Source organism: Deltaproteobacteria bacterium (genome assembly GCA_005879795.1).
GTDB lineage: Bacteria > Desulfobacterota > Binatia > DP-6 > DP-6 > DP-6.
Map to the genome: position 1 here is coordinate 15,057 of VBKJ01000146.1, position 20,291 is coordinate 35,347.

Here is a 20,291-nt window from a genome sequence, read left to right on the forward strand (position 1 = left end):
CTACGCGCCGATGCGGACGGTGTACGTGGCCGACTACCCCGCCATCCAGCATCGCCACGACAACGGCGATGTCGTCACGGTCCGGTTGAAGCGCCGCAAGGGCGGCTTCCGCACCACCTGCGAGGGATGCAAGACGGAGTTCGTCTACCGCAAACCTGCACCCAGCACCATGCCACACTTCAAATCGCCGCTCCTGCCGCCGATCAAGGGCAACTGGGACAGCGGGGACGACGACCACTGAGGTGCCGACGTCGCTGCGCCGGCCTGCGCCCGTGAATATCCTCCTCAACTTCCATCTCGGGCAGGACGTACGCATCGCCGTGCCCGAGGGGACGCTCGCGACGCTGCGCGAGCGGTTCCCCGCCGTCACCTTCGTCGGCGCCGACGACGCTGAAACTTTGGTCCGGCAGGCGGCCGACGCCGAGGTGTTCTACGGCTTCCAGTTCCCCTCGGAGCTGGTTCCAAAGGCGCCGCGGCTGCGCTGGATCCAGTCGGCGTCGGCAGGCATCGAGGGCAACCTCTCGCCACCGGTCGTGGAGCGCGGGATCCTCCTCACCAACGGCGCGGGGATCGCATCGACGGGGATCGCCGAGCACGTGCTCGGCGTCATGCTGGCGTTCTGCCGTAATCTCCACGTCGCCGGCCGGCTGCAGCGCGAGGGGCGCTGGAACCGCCCCGCGGTCATGGCCGGCAGCGGCATCCCGATCCGCGAGTTCCGAGGGAGCGGCGTGGCCGTGCTGGGCCTCGGGCCGATCGGCGCAGCGGTCGCAGCCGACTCGGCGGCTCTGGGAGCCACTGTCCGGGGCCTACGACGCCACCCGCCTGCGCAGGCACCCCCGCCCTACGAGGCGGTGGTCGGGCCGGAGGGGCTCCCGGATCTCCTGGGTTGGGCGCACTTCGTGGTGCTCGCGGTGCCGCACACGCCCGAGACCGAGGGCATGATCGGCGAGCGGGAGCTCGGGCTCATGCGCCGCGACGCCGTGCTCGTGAACGTCGCCCGAGGATCGGTCGTCGACGAGGCGGCGCTCCTCGACGCGCTCCGCCGCGGGTTGATCGCCGGCGCGGGACTCGACGTCTTCGCGGAGGAACCCCTCGCAGCGTCGAGCCCTCTCTGGGCCCTACCGAACGTCATCCTCACCCCGCACGTCGCGGGGGCGACGCCCCGCTACCTCGAACGGGCTCTCGAGCTCTTCATCGAGAACCTCGGGCGCTATCTGGAGGGACAGCCGCTCCGGAACCTCGTCGACCACGCGCTCGGTTATCCCAGAACCAGTGATTCCGTCTAGTTGGGAGCGGGTAGCATTCGCTGTCGGGCCTGCGTGATTGACAGGCCCGCTGGTCCTCCGGCAATACGGCGGCAATTGGAAGCGACATACGCCTAATCCCCGCAGGGGAGCGGAGGACCCAGCGCCTGGGGTCAATCCGGGGCCACCTAGGTGGGCCCGGACGGGCTAGCTCTTTGAGCCCGAACCCGTCAGCTAACTTCGCCGGCGTTCAAGGAGCGGGATCATGCAGACTGTGCCCCGTGGGGCCGGGGGAGCAATCCCCCGGCACCCTTTTCATGCGCGAACGAGTGCGTCCTGGCTCTTCGCGGTGGCCGTCGCGTCGCTGATCGTCTGGGTGTGCCCCGCCCGCGCGGACATGGTTCCGGGCGAGCCCGTCGTCGGACACGCTTCGTGGTACGGAGGGGAGTTCGCGCGCCGTCCGACCGCGAGCGGCGAGCTCTTCGACCCATTCAAGCTGACCGGCGCCCACCGCACGCTCCCGCTCGGGAGCAAGGTCAAGGTCACGAACCTGCTCAACGGTCGCTCCGTGATGGTCACGATCAACGACCGCGGACCCTACAAGCGGCGCCGCGAGATCGACCTGTCCTACAGGGCGGCGAGCGTCCTCGGCATCGTGCGTCGGGGCGTCGCGCGCGTGCGCATCGAGCTGGTCGACTCCTGACGAGGGGTGCCCCGGGCGTCCGAGCACGTGGACACGCTCGCCCGCCCCCTCGAGCCGGGCACGCCAGCCCCTCGGTGACCGAGCCGACCCCCGCCTGTCGCTCAGTGAGCCCCGGCATGGAGGCGGCCGAGTAGCCCCGGAAGGTGCGGGGCGCAAAGGTTCGCTCCGCGCCGCCGGACGGAGCGCGCAGAGTTACGCGGAGTGGCGCAGCCCGACGGGGCGTCCCGTGATGGAGTGTCGGCGGCCGTTCACACGACGGAACGGGAAGCGCACGACCTTCGCCGAGGACGGCACCGGGGCACGCTGCGCGTCGCGCCATCGCCTGAGGCCCCCGCCGAGGTACGCAGCGTCCAGGCCGAGGGCCTGGCAGATGCTCTCGAAGCTGAACGGCCACTCCGTAGCGGGCGCCGCGAACCACTCTTCTGCCTCGGCGAACAAACGCTGCCCGCGGCGCGTGGAAGAGGTCACGTACTTCTGAAAGGTGCCGACTGCATCCTCGAGCACGGCCAGCATGAGCCGCTTCTCGGGCTGCAGTGACGCGTCGAGCTGGAAGCGACCGAAGAACTGTGATGGAAGGATGGTCTCGGGCTCCAGCCCCGGACCACCGGCCGGTTCGTCGAGCCTTCTCGCTGCCTGCGTTTGCATGCGTGCTCCTCCTCCCCCCGGGGGTACCAGCAGCATGCAGCGTGCCATGCTCCCCAGCCGCGCAGAGCCACGATCGGGCGGAGAAAACGCTCCCCGTCGCATGAAACGGCGTAACAAAACGTGACCACACGCCGTAGCGAAGCGCGACAGCGACGTGGCGCCTCGGCTACGACGGGCTCGGACCTGACGGGGGTGAGGTGGCGTCGAGCTGGCGGTCGATGAGCCGCCGGGTCCGCCTGAGTGCTCGGCTGACACGAGGCGTCTCATTGGCGGGAAGCTCGTCGGCCAGGAGCCGCGCAAGGGCCCGGTTCATCCGTCGTGCCAGGGCGAGCACCTCCGCCACCGCCGCGCGCTCCCGGCGGCGGCCGGCCTTCTCCTCGCGGAAGCGCCGCACCGACAGCACCCCGAGCTGCAGGCGGCGCCAGAGCGCGAGCGCCGCCAGGGGATCCTCTTGGCGGGCGACCCCCATGAGCAGCTCGCGCGACACCGCCCCCCCGTCACGCTCGAGGTCAGCCTTCACGGCGTCCGGCAGGCGGGTGATCGCCAGAATGTTCGACACGTAGGGCCGGCTCTTGCCGAGCAACTCCGCCACCTCGCGGTGGCTGTAGCCGTGCCGTGCGATGAGGGCCGCCAGGCCCTCGGCTTCCTCGAGCGGCGAGAGGTCCTCGCGCTGCAGGTTCTCGATGAGGGCGAGCTCGAGCGGGTCCTCGACCTCGCGCACGAGCGCGGGTAGCCGGTCGACGCCGGCGAGCTGCGCCGCCCGGAAGCGCCGCTCGCCGGCCACCAGCTCGAAGCCCGCCGCGACCGGCCGCACCACGATCGGCTGCAGGAGCCCGTGCGCCTTGATCGACGCCGCCAACTCGCCGAGCTTCTCGTCGTCGAAGTGCTTGCGCGGCTGGTCGGGGTTCGGGTGCACGTCCCGGAGCCGCACGAGGGTCAGGACGGTGCGCTGCCGACGCTGGAGCGAGCCCGCTACCGCGAGCCGCCGTACCGGTGCCTTCTCGCCCTCCTGCTCCCCGGCTCCCGCCTCAGGCATGGTCCACCACATGACGCACCTCCGCCCTCCCCCCACCACCATCTCGACTAACGGAAAGTAGACCCGCAGGCGCGCCTCCGGAGCACCCATCACGGAGCGCGAAGAGCGTCGGACGGGAACGGGGCTCGACCGGCCGGAGGCCGTGGACTCTCCGGCCGGCGCGCCGGGCGATCAGAGCGAGGGAACCTTCCCGTACAAGAGGATCGCGATCACGAACGCGTACAACGCGAGAGCCTCCATGAGGGCAAGCCCGACGATCAGCGGCGTGAAGATGCGATCTGCGGAGTTCGGGTTCCGCCCGATCGACTCCATGGCTGCCGCGGTCGCCCGGCCCTGGCCCAGCCCGGCCCCGAAGGCCGCGATGCCTAGTCCGAGCCCGCCCGCGAGTGCGACAAGGCCCCTCCACCATGACGCTCCGCCCCCTTCCCCTGTCACCTCCGCCAGAGCGGGGTTCGCCGCCAGGAAGATCCCGACGGCGACCAGTGTTCCACCGATTCGCTTCATTCAGTTTCCCTCTTCTGAACCGCCGGCTCTCCCTTCCTCTCCTCTTATCCTCTTCCGCTCCCGCCGGGATGGCGGCCCAACCTGAACTCAGTGCTCGTGACTCACGGCCAGCGCTATGTAGATCGCGCTCAGCATGGTGAAAATGAAGGCCTGCACCACGGCGACGAATGCCCCGAGGAAGTAGAATGCGACGGGGATCCCGATCTTCGTGAGGCCGGTGAAGATCTCCACCACCTCGTGGTCCGCCACCATGTTGGCGAACAGGCGGATGCCGAGCGACACGGGTCTGAACACGTGGGTGAACAGCTCGACGACCAGCATGAGGGGGTACAGGAGAACGACGGAGCCGAGGAACTGCTTCACGTAGTGGAGCCCGTGCTCGCGCGCACCTGCAAAGTGGTACGCGATGAACGAAACGATGCCCAGGCCGAACGTGATGTTGAAGTCGGACGTGGGAGGCGAGAAGCCCGGGACGAGCCCGATCAGGTTGCACGCCAGGATGAAGACGAAGAAGCTGGCGAGCAGCGGCACGTAGCGCTCGGCGCCATGGCCGATGACGCTCTCGGCAAGCCCCGAGATCCCCTCGACGACCGCCTCCGCCAGGTTGCGTGTCGTGATGCCGTCCTCGGGATCGAGAGCGGCTTCCGTCGCGCCGAGCTTGCGGCTCACGCGTACGGCGAACACGACCAGAAGTGCGGCGACGAGCCCTCCCGTCGCGATCTTCTCGGGAAGCCCGAGGGCCCCGATCCAGGTGAACGGCTCGTGTTCCATCAACTTCCCCGCACCCGCATCGCCTCCCACACCGCCGCCGCGGGAAAGCAGGTGAGGCCAACTGCGAAACCGATCGGATCCGGACGGTGCTCTCGCCCCGAGGCGAAGGCCCACCAGCCAAGCCCCAGGAAGGCCAGAAGTTTAGCAAAGAGAAGAGCAATAGCAAGGCGCGGGCCGGCCCTCTGCAAGAGGGCACGGAGCCCGACGGAGTAGAGGAGGACGGAGAGCCCCATGATGCCGCCACCCACGACCACACCGCCCACGCCGGGGCGACCGGCCGCGCCGGAGGCGCTCGCCGCCAGAGCGACGAGCGTCCAGTGACGCACCTGCAGCCGGCTAAGGCTCGGGCTCGTGGTCCCTCCGCTCGAGCTGTCTGAGCGCCTGGATGAGCCAGATGAGTCCGCCGACCAGGCCGAGCACGGTACACGTGAGAAGCGCCCACGGCGCAGAGCCGAACCAGCGATCGATCACCCAGCCCAACAGCGCGCCTCCGGCGATCGTGCCCGAGAAGTTGATGCCGAGGGCCGTGTACCACCCGGCTCGTACGAATGGATTGGACTGCGCCACTCAGTCAGGAGCCTGTCGGGGTAAGCAGGGTGAGCGACGCGAACGAACCGGGGAGCGGGAGCGGCTGGCGCAGCGACGATCGACGACGCGCAGCGCGCCGGGCCTAGAGGCCGCCAAGGACTTTCCTTGCCGCGCGGACGAGCCGATCGATGTCGCTCTCGGTGTGTGCCAGCGAGACGAACATCGCCTCGAACTGCGACGGCGGCAGGTAGATGCCCTCGTCCAGCATGGCGTGGAAGAAACGGGCGAAGCGGGCGGTGTCCGCGCGACGTGCGCCGTCGTAATCGGACACCCGCTCGACCCCGAGGAACAGGGTCAGCATCGAGCCGACCCGATTGACGCACGCGGCGACGCCGGCGGCGCGCGCCGCCTCCACGAGCCCCCGCTCGGCCAGGGCTCCGAGCTCCTCGAGGCGCTCGTAGGCCGAGCCCATCTCGCGTACCTTGGTGAGCATCTCGAGTCCGGCCGCGACGCTGAGCGGGTTTCCCGACAGGGTGCCCGCCTGATACACGGGGCCGGTCGGCGCGAGACGCCCCATCAGGTCTCGCCGGCCCCCGAAGGCGGCGAGCGGTAGCCCGCCGCCGATTATCTTGCCGAGGCAGCTGAGATCCGGGGCGACCCCGTACCTACCTTCCGCCCCGCTCCACCCGACCCTGAAGCCGGTGATGACCTCGTCGAACACGAGGAGGGCGCCCGCCCGCGACGTCTCCTCGCGCAATGCCTCGAGGAACCCAGGCGCGGGGGGAACCACACCCATGTTGCCCGCCACCGGCTCGACGATCACGGCGGCGATTTCCGGGCCACGACGGCGCATGAGCTCCCGGACTCCCCCGGTGTCGTTGAACTCCGCGGTCAGTGTGAGCGCCGCGAGCGCCGCCGGGACACCTGGGCTGTCCGGCACGCCCAACGTCAGCGCGCCGGACCCTGCGCGCACGAGCAGCGCATCGACGTGCCCATGATAGCAGCCCGCGAACTTGACGATCAGGTCCCGTTCGGTGGCCGCACGCGCGAGGCGAAGCGCGCTCATGGTCGCCTCGGTGCCCGAGCTCACCAGACGCACCTGCTCGAGCGAGGGCAGCGCCGCGACGAGGAGCCGCGCGAGCTGCACCTCGCCGGCCGTCGGCGCACCGAAGCTCGTCCCGTACCGCGCGCGCGCCGCGATCGCGGCGACGACCGCCGGATGCGCGTGGCCGAGCAGGAGCGGTCCCCAGGAGCCGACGAAGTCGAGGTACGAGCGGCCGTCCGCATCGACCACCTCCGCGCCGCGCGCGCGCTGAACGAAGAGTGGCCTGCCGCCCACGGCGGTCCAGGAGCGCACCGGGCTGTTCACGCCGCCTGGAATCAGGCGACACGCCTCGGCGTAGAGCTCTTCGGAGGTGCGCGACACCGCCTCGGCGACCGTTGCACCCGGCTGGCGGAGCGTCAAGCGCGCGGCCCCGCCGCATGTACCAAGATTTCGCTTGCAGCGCGATGGACACATCGCCTATACGGAAGCGCTTCGAGCAAGTCTCGCCGGCGCAGACACCGTGCAGCAGGTCCACCCCCCCGTCGCAGGTTGCTCGGGTCGGGTCTGTTTCGCGCTCACCCGGGCCACTTGCGGCCCGCCGACGGACAGCGAACGGTCTGCGATTGCCGACGGTTGGCAGCTTCTGAACAGCTGTGGAAATGCGTGTGCGTAACTCGCCCGCCTCCGATCTCGAGCGTACGTGGGACCGCGTCCTCGAGCGGGTGGCGGAACGCGTGAGCATGGAGGATCTCCACCAGTTGATCCGCCCACTCAGGCCGACGGCGGTCACGCCGGCCCAGTTCCAGCTCGAGGCGCCGAATCGCCTGGTCCTCCATTGCATCAACGACAGGTACCTGCCCGCCATCCATGCGAGCGTTGCCGCCGTTCTCGGGCCACGGCAGGTCGTCATCCAGCTTCCGCTCCGCAGCCAGGGAGAGCTCTTCCCGGATACCGGCCGCCGACGCGCCGAGCGCCGGGCTCGTCCCCTCCACGGCACCCTGAATCCCAAGTACACGTTCGCGAACTTCGTCGTCGGCGCCTCGAACCAGTTCGCCCACGCGGCGAGCAAGGCCGTAGCCTCTCAGCCCGGAGGCCACTACAACCCACTCTTCATCTACGGCGGGGTCGGCCTCGGGAAGACGCACCTGGTGAGCGCCATCGGCCACCAGATCCTCGAGCGCAACGAGCTCGCGCGCGTCGCCTACTTGTCCACCGAGGTCTTCATGAACGACCTCATCTCGTCGCTGCGACGGGACCGCATGGGGGAGTTCAAGGAACGCTTCCGCAGGGTCGACGTCCTCATCCTCGACGACGTCCAGTTTCTGGCCGGTCGCGAGCGCACCCAAGAGGAGTTCTTCCACACCTTCAACGCGCTGTACGATCAGCGCCGGCTGATCGTGCTCACCTCCGACAAGGTCCCGAAGGACATCCACGGCCTCGAGGAGCGGTTGCGAAACCGGTTCGAGTGGGGGCTGATCGCCGACATCCAGCCGCCGGACGTGGAGACCCGTGTCGCGATCATCGAGAAGAAGGCCGAGATGGAGGGCATCCCCCTTCCGAACGAGGTGGCACTCTTCCTCGGGAGCGAGCTCGCATCCAACGTGCGCGAACTCGAGGGGTCGCTCACCCGGCTCGGGGCCCACGCATCGCTTGCCCGCCGCCCGATCACCGTCGAGTTCGCGCGTGAGGTCCTGCAGACCGTGCTGAAGCCCCGGGTGCCCAGCGTGTCCTTCGACGCCATCGTCGACGCGGTCTGCACGCATTTCTCGCTCCGCCCGATCGACCTGCGCTCCAAGCGCCGTAGCCGGAACGTCGTGGTCCCCCGCCAGCTCGCCATGTACCTCTGCCGCCGCCTCATGAGTGCGTCCTTCCCGCACATCGGTGAGCTCTTCGGGCGTGATCACTCGACCGTGATCCACGCCACGGCGGTGACCGAGCGGCGTATCAAAGAGGACGCCGCCTTCCAGGCCACCCTCGAACGGCTCGAGCGCAGCTTACGAGAACACTAGCCCGAGAGAACAACTCGTGAGCCCGCAGTGGACAACCGTGACGTACTCTTCTACATGGCATTGGGCCGTTGCGGGCTTGTCCACGGGGTCCACAGCTCCTACGATGACAACGACTCTAGGAAGTAAAGAGAACACGGAGTACTCGGAGAGCCTCTGGGTAACCGGGAGAAGTCAGGAAGCGTGAGGTAGCGCATGGAGGTTACGGTTCGGCGCGAGGATCTCGTTCGGGGTCTCCATCTGGCCCAGGGGGTCGTTGAGCGACGCAACACCTTGCCGATCCTCTCGAACGTCCTCGTAGAGCCTGCCGGTGAGGGGATTGCGCTCACGGCCACGGACATGGAGGTCGGTCTCCGTAGCCTGATCCCAGCCCAGGTCAGAAGGAAGGGTGTGGTGACGCTGAGCGCACGCAAGCTGTACGAGATCGTGCGCGAGGTCACAGCGGACGAGGTCGTCCTCAGGGTCGTACAGGGGGGCTGGGTGGAGATACTTGCCGGCCGCTCGAAGTTCAAGATCGTGAGCCTCGACGCGAAGGACTTTCCGGAGCTTCCGCTTGGGGCTGACGCGCCGCAAGGGACCACCATGGCGATCGCGGTGGGGACCCTCCGCGAGATGATCGACCGGACGCTGTTCGCCGTGTCCTCGGACGAGACGCGGTTCAATCTCTCAGGTGTCTTCCTTAGCAACGAGGATGATGGGGTGCTACGCATGGTGGCCACCGACGGGCACCGGCTCGCGCTGATCGACCGACGCCTGCCGAGCGCCAAGATGGAGCGGGGTGTCGTCATGCCCCGGAAGGGATTGATCGAGGCACGGAAGCTCCTCGACGAGGCGGAGGACGCCGAGGTGACGATGGTTGTGTCGCCCAAGGACGTCCGCTTGGTCCTGCGCTCGGTGTCCTTCTTCATGCGGCTCGTGGAAGGGGAGTTTCCGGACTACCGGCAGGTTATCCCCGGGGCGGCGAGCGTGCAGGCGCGCGCCAACCGCGACGACTTCCTCGCTGCGCTGCGGCGCATCTCGTTGCTGGCGAGCGAGCGCTCGCATGGCGTCAAGCTGCACCTCGAGCGTGGCAAGCTCGAGCTGTCGGCCAGCAACCCGGATCAGGGCGAGGCCTCGGAGGAGGTCGATGTGCAGTACACGGGGGAGCCGCTCACGATCGGTTTCAACGCGCGCTACCTGATGGACGTGCTGGCCGTGCACGCGGAAGGGGATGTCATCGAGCTCGGGTTCACGGACGAGGTCGGGCCGGGGGTCGTGCGGGGTTCGCAGGACCCCGAGTACACGTATGTCGTGATGCCGATGCGGCTCTGATCCGCCCCCCTCCACCCCCCCCGTATCGAGCCCTGGGCCGCCGTTCTATTGGCCCCGCCAGAACGGCGGTAACATCTGAGAATGACGACGTAATTTTCGTCGCCGTGCTATGGCGTCGGACCTCTTTAGCGAGTACAATGTAGGGTGCAACAAAACTGCTTTTCGGAGGTCCATTGAACACGCCCGAGACCGACTCCACCTACGGGGCAGCGAACATCAAGGTTCTCGAGGGGCTCGAGGCCGTTCGCAAGCGTCCCGGGATGTACATCGGCGACACGGGCGAGCGCGGTCTCCATCATCTCGTCTTCGAGGTCGTCGACAACTCGGTCGACGAGGCGCTGGCCGGCCACTGCACCCGCATCGCCGTCACCATCCACATCGACTCGAGCATCACGGTCGATGACAACGGGCGCGGCATCCCGGTCGAGATGCACGAGGCCGAAGGCGTCTCGGCCGCGCAGGTCGTGATGACCAAGCTCCACGCCGGCGGCAAATTCGACAAGGCGGCCTACAAGGTGTCCGGCGGGCTCCACGGCGTCGGCGTGTCGGTGGTGAACGCACTGTCGGAGACGCTCGAGATGGAGGTGCGGCGGGCCGGCAAGGTGTATTTCCAGCGTTACCATCGCGGTGAGCCGGAGGCGCCGATCGAGGAGACAGGCGTCACCGATCAGCGTGGTACGAAGATAACTTTCAAGCCGGATCCATTGATCTTCGAGACCACGTCGTTCAGCTTCGACATCCTCTCGCAGCGGCTGCGCGAGCTGGCCTTCCTGAATCGTGGCATCCACATCATGATCGAGGACGAGCGCGATCAGAAGTCGCATGAGTTCCTCTACGAGGGCGGCATCGTCTCCTTCGTGCAGCACCTGAACAAGGCAAAGACGCCCATCCATCCCGACGTCATCACCCTGCAGGGGGCGCGCGACGGCATCGAGATGGAGATCGCGCTGCAGTGGAACGAGGGCTACGCGGAGAACGTGTATGCCTTCGCGAACAACATCAACACGATCGAAGGTGGGACGCACGTGATCGGCTTCAAGTCCGCGCTCACGCGGACGATCAACGCCTACGCGGTCGGCAACGGGCTCGTCAAGAAGGACGACGAGGCGCTCCAGGGCGACGACGTGCGCGAGGGGCTGACCGCCATCGTCAGCGTCAAGGTCCCCGAGCCGCAGTTCGAGGGCCAGACCAAGACCAAGCTCGGCAACAGCGAGGTGAAGCGGACGGTCGAGGCGCTGGTCAACGATCGGCTGGCGGTCTACCTCGAAGAGCATCCAGTAGAAGCACGACGGATCGTGCTGAAGGGCCTCGAGGCCGCGCGCGTCCGGGAGGCGACCCGCAAGGCGAAAGAGTTGGCCCGGCGCAAGGGTGCGCTCGACGGGAGCGGGCTTCCGGGCAAGCTCGCCGACTGTCAGGAGCGCGACCCGGCGCTCTCCGAGCTCTTCGTCGTCGAGGGCGACTCGGCCGGTGGCTCCGCCAAGCAGGGCCGCGACCGCCGCAACCAGGCGATCCTCCCCCTGCGCGGCAAGATCCTCAACGTCGAGAGAGCCCGCTTCGACAAGATGCTCTCGTCGCAGGAGATCCGGCTGCTCATCACCGCCCTCGGCGCGGGCGTGGGCAAGGAGGACAAGGATCTCTCGAAGCTGCGCTACCACACGATCATCCTCATGTGCGACGCCGACGTCGACGGCGCTCACATCCGCACCCTGCTGCTCACGTTCTTCTACCGGCACTATCAGGAGATCATCGAGCAGGGTCATCTCTTCATCGCGCAGCCGCCGCTGTATGGCGTGAAGCGGGGGCGCAAGCAGCAGTACCTGAAGGACGAGGCGGCGCTCGAGGACTATCTGATCGAGCTCGGCGCCGAGGACATGACGATCCACGGTCAGGGGGCGCCGGTCGTCTCCGGCACGCCGCTGAAGCAACTCGTGAAGAAGGCGATCCGCTTGGACAAGGTCCTGGAGATCCTGGAGCGCAAGGGGCGGAACCGGCACCTCGTCACGGCGCTCGCGCGCCAGACCGCCATGGACGCGAGCGCGCTCGCGGACGAGGCTCGCCTGCAGGAGATCGTCGCTGCCGCCGAGGCGTACGTCCGGGTCGCCGCGCCCGGGCTCATGCCGGTAAGCTTCTCCTTCGAGGAGGACCGCGAGCACGCCTGCCTCGCTCTGATCGCCTCCACGCGCGCGAACGGCAGCGCACATCGCAACGTCATCGATCGAGAGCTGGTTCTCACCCCCGAGTTCGAGGAGGTGCGCCGGCTCGCCCGCGAGCTGGCCGCGGCCGGCGATCCGCCGTACGCGCTCGGAGAGGGCGACGGAACCGAGCAGCTCCCGAACCTGCAGCAGGCGGTGGCGCGCGTCATGGCGCAGGCACGCAAGGGGCTCGAGATACAGCGTTACAAGGGACTCGGCGAGATGGATTCGTCGCAGCTGTGGGACACGACGATGGATCCCGGGACCCGGACCCTGCTGCAGGTGAAGATCGAGGACGCCTACGAGGCGGACGAGATCTTCTCGACGCTCATGGGTGACGAGGTCGAGCCGCGGCGGAAGTTCATCGAGGCGAACGCGCTGAACGTGCGCAACCTCGACATCTGAGCCGCATGGACGAGAGGAGTCAGCGGGTTCCGGTCAACATCGAGGACCAGATGCGCGAGTCCTACATGGACTACGCGATGTCGGTCATCATCGGGCGCGCGCTGCCCGATGCCCGCGACGGGCTCAAGCCCGTCCACCGGCGGATCCTCTACGCCATGTTCAGCGAGGGACTCCTCCACAACCGCCGTTACTCGAAGTGCGCGGGCGTGGTGGGCGAGGTGCTCAAGCGCTACCACCCGCACGGCGACAGCGCGGTGTACGATGCCCTCGTTCGCCTCGCGCAGGAGTGGAACCTCCGCTACCCGTTGGTCGACGGGCACGGGAACTTCGGGTCGGTCGACCCCGACCCGCCCGCCGCCTACCGGTACACGGAGTGCCGGCTCACGGAGCTCGCGGAGGAGCTCCTCGCCGACATCGACAAGGAGACGGTCGAGTTCGTCCCGAACTTCGACGATTCGACCCAGGAGCCGCTCGTCCTCCCGAGCAAGGTGCCGAACCTGCTCATCGACGGGTCGGCCGGCATCGCGGTCGGGATGGCGACGAACATCCCACCCCACAACCTGGGCGAGGTGTGCGACGCGCTCGTCGCCCTCGTCGACCATCCGGAGCTCACGGTCGACGAGCTGATGCGGTACATCCCGGGGCCGGACTTCCCGACCGCGGGCTTCATCTGCGGCCAGAACGCGATCCGGGAGGCGTACCGGGAGGGCCGCGGCATCCTGACGGTGCGCGCCCGGGCCACGGTCGAGACCGACGAGAAGAGCGGGCGCTCCGCGATCGTGGTCACCGAGATCCCATACCAGGTCGGAAAGGCGCGGTTGCTCGACCGCATCGCGGAACTCGTGAACGAGCGGAGGCTCGACGGCATCGCCGACCTGCGCGACGAGTCCGACCGCGATGGCATGCGCATCGTGATCGACTTGAAGCGCGATGCGGTGGCCGAGGTGCTGCTGAACCAGCTCTACAAGCACACGCCGCTTCAGGAGTCGTTCGGCGTGAACATGCTGGCGATCGTCGAGGGGCGCCCGAAGCTGCTCAGCCTGAAGGACGCCCTGCAGGTGTTCCTGAAACACCGCCGCGAGGTCGTCGTCCGCCGCACGAGCTACGATCTGCGCAAGGCCGAGGAGCGCCTCCACATCCTGGCCGGGCTCAGGATCGCCATCGAGCACCTGGACGAGGCGATCGGCATCATCCGCGGGGCGCCCGATCCCGCCACCGCGCGCGAGCGCCTGATGGCGGCCTTCGCCCTCTCGCAGCTCCAGGCCCAGGCCATCCTCGACATGCGTCTCCAACGCTTGACCAGCCTCGAGCGCGAGAAGGTCGTCGAGGAGCACGCCGAGACCGAGAAGGCGATCGCGCGCTACCGCGAGATACTGGGCGACGAGCGGGAGATCGCGAAGATCATCGCCGACGAGCTGCGCGCGCTGCGAGCGAAGTACGCCGACGAGCGGCGCACGCGGATCGTGGACGAAGCGGCCGCGATCTCGGTCGAGGACCTGATCGTCGAAGAGGACATGGTGGTCACCATCTCGCATGAGGGCTACATCAAGCGGAACGCCGTGGCCCTCTATCGCGCCCAGCGCCGCGGCGGGCGAGGGAAGATCGGGGCCACCACGCGCGACGAGGACTTCGTGGAGCACCTCTTCGTCGCCTCGACGCACTCCTACCTCCTCTTCTTCACAACCTCCGGGAACGTGTACTGGCTGAAGGTCCACGAGATCCCCCAGGCCGGGCGGGCGGCGCGCGGGCGGAGCATCACGAACATGCTCAGCTTGAAGCCCGAGGAGAAGCTCTCGGCCTTCCTGCCCGTGCGCGAGTTCCAGGAAGGACGGTACGTGGTCTTTGCAACCCGCCGCGGCCTGGTCAAGAAGACGGACCTCATGCAGTACGCGAGCCCGCGGCCCTCGGGCATCATCGCCATCGCGCTCGAGGAGGGCGACGAGGTCATCGGCGTCCGCATGACCGACGGCTCGCGCGAGGTGATTCTCTCCACGCGCCTCGGCCAAGCGATCCGCTTCAAAGAGGTCGAGGCTCGAGCGATGGGCCGCGACACGTACGGCGTGCGGGGCATGAAGCTCGACCAGGGCGACGAGCTCGTCGCCCTCGATCTGGTCGAGCCGGGTGCGACGCTTCTGGCCGTGTCCGAGAACGGCTACGGGAAGCGTACCGAGATGGACGAGTACCGTCTCACACGGCGCGGCGGCAAGGGCATCATCACCATGAAGACCACCGACAAGACCGGCCGCGTGATCGGCGTGCGCATGGTGACGGATGACGATCAGATCATGCTGGTCACGAGCGGCGGGAAGGTCATCCGCCTGCGCGTGAACGAGATCCGCGTGATCGGTCGCAACACGCAGGGTGTGCGCCTGATCGGCCTCGAGGAAGGGGAGCGCGTCGCGTCGGTTGCCCGCCTCGCCGAGCGCGAGGACGAGAGCGAGGCGAGGGACGAGCCCGTGGCGCCCGACTCCGATCCGGCGGCCGGCTCGTAGCCGCACAGGGTTTGGCGTCGAACCACCACCGCTTGCGCGGCGGCGGGCGTTCGTGCCAGCCTCCCAGCCCCAGCAATGGTGAGGATCACTATCCTCGGAGCCGTCAGCGAGGGCGCGGCTGTGGCCACGCGTCTCGCTCGCCTCGGGCACGAGGTCGAGCTCCGGGCGCGGAACCGTAGTTCGCCGCCCAGCTGGCAGCGGCGGGGGAGAACGAGGACAGGCTGCCACGTCAGGCCGGCGTCGACCTGATGCCCCACGGCCTCAAGCGAGAGACGGGCTGAGGAAGGAAGGCGCATGCCCAAACGCTCCACCTCCTGCAAGCACGAGGGATGCACCCAGCCCGCCGACGGTGGGAAGGGCTACTGCGGGCGCCATTACGCCAGGTGGAGACGCGGGGCGCTGCCCAAGGGTCGCTACAAGACGTGCCGCGTGGAAAGCTGTCGCAAGCGGGTCGTCGCGCGCGGGCGGTGCGAGGAGCACTTCGCGCGTGACTACCCGGGCAAAAGTCCCGCGCGGGCTGCGGAGGGGCAGGCGTCGGGTTGAGGCCCGCGGCTCGCCCCCCCTTGGGCGATCTGAGTGCCCTATCGCCTCCGCCTGACGGCAGGGTCCGTCGTCGCGATGGCGCTGTCCTCCAAGTCATGGTGCCTACCTCGGTTGCTGGCTTAATGCAGCCAGTACCCCTTCGAAATTGACATTCCTCGAGCGGTGTGTTCGTGTACGTCATCCCGTCGGACGCAGTGAGCGATGAAGAGGACCTTCCAGCCGAGCAACCGTCGGCGCAAGCGAACGCACGGCTTCCGGGCACGAATGGCGACACCCGGAGGGCGCGGCGTCTTGAAGCGCCGTCGCAGCAAGGGGCGGCGGCGCCTGACGGTCACGATTCCCCCAAAGCAGCCCGGGTGAGCCTTGCCCGCCTCGCACAGCTACCCGAAGGCGGCCCGCTTGCGCCGGCGCGCTGAGTTCCTTGTCGTGCAGCGCGAGGGGCGCCGCCGGCACGGCGAGCACCTGGTGGTCATCCGCCGGGCGACTCCCGGGCCGTGCTCCCGCCTCGGCGTCACGGTGAGCAAGCGGGTCGGGAACGCGGTGGTCCGTAGCCGCGTCAAGCGGATCCTCCGCGAGGTTTTTCGCGCGCGCCGTGGCGACATCAGGCCGCCGGCCGACGTGGTGGTCATTGCGAAGCCTGGTGCGGACACCCTCACGTATGCCCAAGCGGCCACCGAGTTCGCGCGAGCCCTCGAGCTCGCCGCCGACGAGTGACAGACCTCCCCCGCCGCTGTTCGCGCGGGCGCTGATCACGCTGCTCAAGACGTATCGTCTCGTGCTCGCTCCCTCGTTGCTGGCCACGTGTCGGTTCGCTCCGAGCTGCTCGGCGTTTGCCATCGGAGCTATCGAGGAGCACGGGGCGCTCCGGGGCGTATGGCTCGCCGCGCGGCGGGTCGCGCGCTGCCAACCATGGCATGAGGGCGGCTACGACCCGGTCCCTGCGCGGAGAACGTGAGTCGTGGACCAGCGGCGACTCCTGGTCGCGACGGCGATCTCGCTGCTCCTGCTCTTCGCCTATCAGGAGCTCGTGTTGAGCCGGTACCAGAGGCGGCAAGCTGCCGCCCCGGGACCCGCTGCATCGAAGGCGGTGCCGTCACCCAAGCCAACCCCCCAGCCAACCCCCCAGCTCGCCGGCGACCTGGCAGCCGACCCGACGACGGGCCGTTTTGTGAACGTCGAGACCGATGTCCTCCGGGCCGCCATCACTACGATCGGCGCGCGCGTCGTTCACCTCCAGCTCAAGGGGTATCGGCGCTCCGTGTCCGATGATAGCCCCCTGGATCTCGTGGAGGCGGACCCCGTACTGCCCCTCACGCTTCAGCTCGGCGCCGGTACGAGCGACGCACGCCTGGTATACCGCCCGTCGCTGACCGACGTGGTGGTCCGTGGGGGCGACGTCGCCGAGGTGGCGCTCACGGCCGAGTCGCCCGCGGGCATGCAGATAGAGAAGCGGTACCGCTTCACCGGGAACGGCTACCTCTTCAAGTTCGCCGCGACGCTATCGGGCAGCTCGCACCCGCCGCCCTCGCTCGGGCTCATCGTGACGCCGTTACCCCCCGACAGCCCGACTGCCACTGCGAGCGCCATCGCCCTGGTCGGGGATAGGCTGGTGGAGAAGGCGCTCAGCAAGACTGCACCGGCCGGCGAAACGCCATTCGAAGCGAGCGCTTGGGCGGGATTTGCCACGCAGTACTTCCTGGCCGTTGCAATGCCGGTGTCGGGCGCGATGTCCGCCGTACTCGCAGGGGCAGGAACCCTCCCGATCGTCAGGATGGACGCGGAGGTCGTCGGTCGAAGGGCGAAGTTCGCGATGTACGCCGGGCCGAAGGATCCCGAGGTGCTTGCGCGTGCCGGCCATGACCTGGGGCGCGCCCTCAACTTCGGGAAGTTCTGGTTCGTCGCGATCCCCCTGCTGCACGCTCTGCGCGCACTTCACCGGGTGACGGGGAACTATGGCGTCGCGATCATCGTGCTCACCGCCCTGGTCAAGGCGGCGACCGCTCCCCTGACCCGGGTGACATTCCGTAACATGCGGGAAATGCAGAAGATTCAACCCCAAATGACCAAGCTTCGAGAGCGCTTCAAGGATGATCAAGTCGCGCTTCAGAAGGAGGTCATGGAGCTCTACCGCCGGCACCATGTGAATCCGTTTTCCGGCTGCCTGCCGATGGTGCTCCAGCTCCCCATCTTCATTGGGCTCTACACCACCCTCTCGTTGGCTATCGAACTCCGTCACGCGCCCTTCGCGCTCTGGATCAACGACCTGTCGGCACCCGATCGGCTGGTCGTGGCTGGCGTCGGCGTCCCGGTGCTGACGGCCCTCATGGGGGCCAGCATGTTCCTGCAGCAGTGGCTCACACCGGCGCAGGGCGATCCCACCCAGCAACGGATGATGATGTTCATGCCACTGGTGTTCACCTTTATGTTCCTCAAGTTCCCCGCTGGCCTCGTTCTCTACTGGTTGGTGAACAACCTGCTCACCATCGGACAGCAGTACCTCATGTTGCGGTCCATGAAGTGAGGATACGACATGGGATCCATCGAAAGCGAAGGGGACACCATCGACCAGGCGATCGAGCGAGCGCTCCGCGCGCTCGATGTCACGCGGGAGCAGGTGCAGATCGAGATCCTGACTGACGCGACCCGCGGTCTGCTCGGGTTCGGCGGGAGGAAGGCCCGGGTCAGGGCCACGGTGCGGCCGCCGCTGGTCTCCCGGCTCGAGGGCATGAAGGCCGCCCCTTCCGCGATGGGTTCCCGGGAAACCCCGCCGGGCGCGGCGCACGCTCAGCCGGCAGCGCTCCAACTCGGAGGGACACCCACCCACGTCCCGGCCACGGGAGCGTCTCAGCCGGTGAGGCCGTCTGAAGCGTTTCGACGCAAGTGCGAGAGCACCCTCGAGGATATCCTCTCGCGCCTTGGTATCTCCTGCACCGTCGAGGGGGGACCTGGCCCGGACCCGGAGACTGTCGTGCTCGAGGTGAGTGGCGATAGCGGGGGTCTGCTCATAGGCAGGCGGGGGCAGACCCTCGACGCTCTCGAGTACATCGTGAATCTGATCGTAGGCCGCCAGGATGGGTCCTCGGGCCGGGTGATGATTGACGTCGAACACTATCGGCGGCGGAGATCCGAGCATCTGACCGAGCTGGCGCGGCGGCTCGCCGAGAAAGCGAAGCAGATGGGGCGGCCCATCACGCTCAGCCCGATGAGCGCCAGGGAGCGACGCGTGGTGCATCTATGCGGAGGTCCTTCCACCCGAAGCCAGGGGCGAGCTGAGCCGAGGTCTCATCCGCTGCCCGGCCCCATGGGTTGGCGGCCATGACGCCCGTGGAGGCCCGCTTCGTGACCGCTGCGGCGCGGAAGCTCGGCGTCGGCGTGGGCGGTGACGCGCTCGACCGCCTTGGCCGCTTTCTCGAGATCCTCGGCGTGTGGAACCGCCGCATTCACCTGACGGGCATCCGCGACCGCGCGAGTCTGATACGGGACCATACGATCGATTCGCTCGCGCCCGCCCCGCATATCCCGAGGACGGGGCTCACCGTCGACGTAGGGAGCGGCGCGGGTTTCCCGGGAATCGTGCTGGGGTGCCTCCGCCCCGACTTGGAGATCGTCCTCATCGAGTCCCGTCGCCGGCGCGCGAGCTTCCTGCGCGAGGCGATTCGCGTGATCCCGCTTACTGCCGTCCGTGCCGTGGAGATGCGAGCCGAGGAGGCGGCGATCGATTCCGAGCTGGCGGGTCGCGCCAGGGTGGCGATCGCGCGGGGGCTCCGGCTCGACGTCTTCCTCGGCTTGGCGGTGCCGCTCCTCACACCCCACGGCACGGCGATCGCCATGCAGACGCCGCGCACGTCACGGCTCGCTCCCGTGCTGGCAGCCTCGCATGGTCTTCGTCTTGCGGCGAGGCACGACTATTCCCTTCCTGGAGGAGCTGCGCGTAGCCTGCTGCTCTTCGACCGAGGCCGACCAGTTCCATAGCGACCGCTCATGTGCTAGGGAGGCAAACGTGGCGTGGGGGCGGGGTCGCTTCCGCTCCGTCGACGGGTGGAGCTGGGTGATGGGCCGGGTGATCGCGGTGGCGAATCAGAAGGGCGGGGTGGGGAAGACCACCACGGCCATCAATCTGGCGGCGGCCTTGGCGCTCCAGGGCCACGCCACCCTTCTCCTCGACCTCGATCCTCAAGGTAGCGCTACGACGGGTGTCGGCGCTCGTCCCGCCGAGGGCGCCGACACGGTCTACGAGGCGCTCCTCGGCGGTCGGACGCTGGCGGAGATCGTGCGACCGACCGGCATCGAGCAGCTCCACGTCGCGCCAGCGACGCGCGACCTGGTGGGTGCCGAGATCGAGCTGGTCAGCCAGCTGGCCCGCGAGAATCGACTGAACGATGCCCTCATGAGCGTACGCACTCGCTACGACTTCATCTTGATAGACTGCCCGCCGTCGCTCACCTTGCTCACCGTGAACGCGCTACGCGCGGCGGATAGCGTCCTGGTCCCACTGCAGTGCGAGTATTACGCCCTGGAAGGACTCACGGCACTCCTCGATACGGTGGGCCGCGTGCGCGACGCCTTAAACCCGGCTCTGGCGCTGGAGGGCCTGCTGCTCACCATGTTCGACGGGCGCAACAGCCTGGCTCGGCAGGTCCAGGATGAGGTCCGCGCCCATTTCGGGGACCAGGTGTTCCGTACGGTCATCCCTCGCAACGTGCGCGTCTCGGAGAGTCCGAGCCACGGCATCCCGGTGCTCCTCTACGATCCCAGTTCGCGCGGGGCTGCGGCCTACCGCGCGCTGGCGCGCGAGATCGCGGCGCCCGCGCTGCCCGAGCCCGTGCAACGCGACGCCGAGGCGTGACCATGCCCCCCGACTTTAGA

Annotated in this window: 20 protein-coding genes and 1 pseudogene; 14 read left to right on the plus strand and 7 right to left on the minus strand. The window is 68.2% G+C overall.

Annotated features, from left to right (window positions below; all coding sequences use genetic code 11):
• Positions 1-10: 10 nt before the first annotated feature.
• From E6J59_11490 to E6J59_11500, 3 genes are all read left to right on the plus strand, one after another.
• Positions 11-241, plus strand: a complete 231-nt coding sequence (locus E6J59_11490; protein ID TMB19484.1) for a hypothetical protein — start codon at positions 11-13, stop codon at positions 239-241.
• Complete coding sequence (locus tag E6J59_11495; GenBank protein ID TMB19485.1) at positions 156-1,286, plus strand: D-2-hydroxyacid dehydrogenase; 1,131 nt, start codon at positions 156-158, stop codon at positions 1,284-1,286. The genes E6J59_11490 and E6J59_11495 overlap by 86 nt, the downstream gene beginning before the upstream one ends.
• A gap of 223 nt (positions 1,287-1,509) precedes the next feature.
• A complete protein-coding gene (locus E6J59_11500) occupies positions 1,510-1,947 on the plus strand; it encodes a septal ring lytic transglycosylase RlpA family protein (protein ID TMB19486.1) in 438 nt (145 codons plus the stop codon).
• A gap of 192 nt (positions 1,948-2,139) precedes the next feature.
• Here E6J59_11500 and E6J59_11505 read toward each other — a convergent pair whose 3' ends face one another.
• The 7 genes and pseudogenes from E6J59_11505 to hemL form a co-directional block, all read right to left on the minus strand.
• A complete protein-coding gene (locus E6J59_11505; protein ID TMB19487.1) occupies positions 2,140-2,592 on the minus strand; it encodes a hypothetical protein in 453 nt (150 codons plus the stop codon).
• Between the two features lie 538 nt (positions 2,593-3,130).
• A pseudogene (locus E6J59_11510) lies at positions 3,131-3,628 on the minus strand (ParB/RepB/Spo0J family partition protein).
• Between the two features lie 171 nt (positions 3,629-3,799).
• Positions 3,800-4,132 carry an ATP synthase F0 subunit C gene (locus tag E6J59_11515; GenBank protein ID TMB19488.1) on the minus strand — a complete coding sequence of 111 codons (333 nt, stop codon included), beginning with the start codon at positions 4,130-4,132 and terminating at the stop codon, positions 3,800-3,802.
• An 87-nt stretch (positions 4,133-4,219) separates the two neighbouring features.
• Entirely contained in the window at positions 4,220-4,903 is a 684-nt protein-coding gene (gene atpB / locus E6J59_11520) for a F0F1 ATP synthase subunit A (protein ID TMB19489.1), read from the minus strand.
• Positions 4,903-5,229 carry a hypothetical protein gene (locus tag E6J59_11525; GenBank protein ID TMB19490.1) on the minus strand — a complete coding sequence of 109 codons (327 nt, stop codon included), beginning with the start codon at positions 5,227-5,229 and terminating at the stop codon, positions 4,903-4,905. Before E6J59_11525 ends, atpB begins: the two co-directional genes overlap by 1 nt.
• A 10-nt stretch (positions 5,230-5,239) precedes the next feature.
• Positions 5,240-5,470: an AtpZ/AtpI family protein gene (locus E6J59_11530; protein ID TMB19491.1), complete on the minus strand. Its 231-nt coding sequence runs from the start codon at positions 5,468-5,470 to the stop codon at positions 5,240-5,242.
• Positions 5,471-5,573: 103 nt separating this feature from the next.
• Positions 5,574-6,950 carry a glutamate-1-semialdehyde-2,1-aminomutase gene (gene hemL / locus E6J59_11535; GenBank protein ID TMB19492.1) on the minus strand — a complete coding sequence of 459 codons (1,377 nt, stop codon included), beginning with the start codon at positions 6,948-6,950 and terminating at the stop codon, positions 5,574-5,576.
• 185 nt (positions 6,951-7,135) lie between these two features.
• On the opposite strand from hemL, the gene dnaA reads away from it, so the two are divergent.
• From dnaA to E6J59_11590, 11 genes are all read left to right on the plus strand, one after another.
• On the plus strand, positions 7,136-8,485 hold the full coding sequence (gene dnaA, locus E6J59_11540) for a chromosomal replication initiator protein DnaA (GenBank protein ID TMB19493.1): 1,350 nt from the start codon (positions 7,136-7,138) through the stop codon (positions 8,483-8,485).
• 192 nt (positions 8,486-8,677) lie between these two features.
• Positions 8,678-9,793, plus strand: coding sequence for a DNA polymerase III subunit beta (gene dnaN / locus E6J59_11545; protein ID TMB19494.1), 1,116 nt, complete (start codon positions 8,678-8,680; stop codon positions 9,791-9,793).
• A gap of 173 nt (positions 9,794-9,966) precedes the next feature.
• A complete protein-coding gene (gene gyrB / locus E6J59_11550) occupies positions 9,967-12,390 on the plus strand; it encodes a DNA topoisomerase (ATP-hydrolyzing) subunit B (protein ID TMB19495.1) in 2,424 nt (807 codons plus the stop codon).
• A gap of 5 nt (positions 12,391-12,395) precedes the next feature.
• Complete coding sequence (gene gyrA, locus E6J59_11555) at positions 12,396-14,882, plus strand: DNA gyrase subunit A (GenBank protein TMB19496.1); 2,487 nt, start codon at positions 12,396-12,398, stop codon at positions 14,880-14,882.
• Between the two features lie 744 nt (positions 14,883-15,626).
• The gene (locus tag E6J59_11560) at positions 15,627-15,785 is read left to right on the plus strand and encodes a 50S ribosomal protein L34 (GenBank protein ID TMB19497.1); all 159 of its coding nucleotides are present in this window, start codon (positions 15,627-15,629) and stop codon (positions 15,783-15,785) included.
• Positions 15,786-15,788: 3 nt separating this feature from the next.
• On the plus strand, positions 15,789-16,139 hold the full coding sequence (gene rnpA / locus E6J59_11565) for a ribonuclease P protein component (GenBank protein TMB19498.1): 351 nt from the start codon (positions 15,789-15,791) through the stop codon (positions 16,137-16,139).
• Positions 16,084-16,380, plus strand: a complete 297-nt coding sequence (yidD, locus tag E6J59_11570) for a membrane protein insertion efficiency factor YidD (GenBank protein ID TMB19499.1) — start codon at positions 16,084-16,086, stop codon at positions 16,378-16,380. The genes rnpA and yidD overlap by 56 nt, the downstream gene beginning before the upstream one ends.
• A 3-nt stretch (positions 16,381-16,383) precedes the next feature.
• Positions 16,384-17,946, plus strand: coding sequence for a membrane protein insertase YidC (locus E6J59_11575; GenBank protein ID TMB19500.1), 1,563 nt, complete (start codon positions 16,384-16,386; stop codon positions 17,944-17,946).
• A gap of 9 nt (positions 17,947-17,955) precedes the next feature.
• Positions 17,956-18,744, plus strand: a complete 789-nt coding sequence (locus tag E6J59_11580) for a KH domain-containing protein (protein ID TMB19501.1) — start codon at positions 17,956-17,958, stop codon at positions 18,742-18,744.
• Positions 18,741-19,397, plus strand: a complete 657-nt coding sequence (rsmG, locus tag E6J59_11585; protein TMB19502.1) for a 16S rRNA (guanine(527)-N(7))-methyltransferase RsmG — start codon at positions 18,741-18,743, stop codon at positions 19,395-19,397. The genes E6J59_11580 and rsmG overlap by 4 nt, the downstream gene beginning before the upstream one ends.
• Before the next feature lie 79 nt (positions 19,398-19,476).
• Positions 19,477-20,271 carry a ParA family protein gene (locus tag E6J59_11590; protein ID TMB19551.1) on the plus strand — a complete coding sequence of 265 codons (795 nt, stop codon included), beginning with the start codon at positions 19,477-19,479 and terminating at the stop codon, positions 20,269-20,271.
• Positions 20,272-20,291 lie beyond the last annotated feature (20 nt).

Bases quoted from the DNA above. Each gene is read 5' to 3' on its own strand.
- E6J59_11490 (TMB19484.1), top strand. From the start codon at position 11: ATGCGGACGGTGTACGTGGCCGACTACCCCGCCATCCAGCATCGCCAC.
- E6J59_11500 (TMB19486.1), top strand. From the start codon at position 1,510: ATGCAGACTGTGCCCCGTGGGGCCGGGGGAGCAATCCCCCGGCACCCT.
- E6J59_11505 (TMB19487.1), bottom strand. From the start codon at position 2,592: ATGCAAACGCAGGCAGCGAGAAGGCTCGACGAACCGGCCGGTGGTCCG.
- E6J59_11515 (TMB19488.1), bottom strand. From the start codon at position 4,132: ATGAAGCGAATCGGTGGAACACTGGTCGCCGTCGGGATCTTCCTGGCG.
- atpB (TMB19489.1), bottom strand. From the start codon at position 4,903: ATGGAACACGAGCCGTTCACCTGGATCGGGGCCCTCGGGCTTCCCGAG.
- hemL (TMB19492.1), bottom strand. From the start codon at position 6,950: ATGTGTCCATCGCGCTGCAAGCGAAATCTTGGTACATGCGGCGGGGCC.
- dnaA (TMB19493.1), top strand. From the start codon at position 7,136: ATGCGTGTGCGTAACTCGCCCGCCTCCGATCTCGAGCGTACGTGGGAC.
- dnaN (TMB19494.1), top strand. From the start codon at position 8,678: ATGGAGGTTACGGTTCGGCGCGAGGATCTCGTTCGGGGTCTCCATCTG.
- gyrA (TMB19496.1), top strand. From the start codon at position 12,396: ATGGACGAGAGGAGTCAGCGGGTTCCGGTCAACATCGAGGACCAGATG.
- E6J59_11560 (TMB19497.1), top strand. From the start codon at position 15,627: ATGAAGAGGACCTTCCAGCCGAGCAACCGTCGGCGCAAGCGAACGCAC.
- yidD (TMB19499.1), top strand. From the start codon at position 16,084: ATGCCCAAGCGGCCACCGAGTTCGCGCGAGCCCTCGAGCTCGCCGCCG.
- E6J59_11580 (TMB19501.1), top strand. From the start codon at position 17,956: ATGGGATCCATCGAAAGCGAAGGGGACACCATCGACCAGGCGATCGAG.
- rsmG (TMB19502.1), top strand. From the start codon at position 18,741: ATGACGCCCGTGGAGGCCCGCTTCGTGACCGCTGCGGCGCGGAAGCTC.
- E6J59_11590 (TMB19551.1), top strand. From the start codon at position 19,477: ATGGGCCGGGTGATCGCGGTGGCGAATCAGAAGGGCGGGGTGGGGAAG.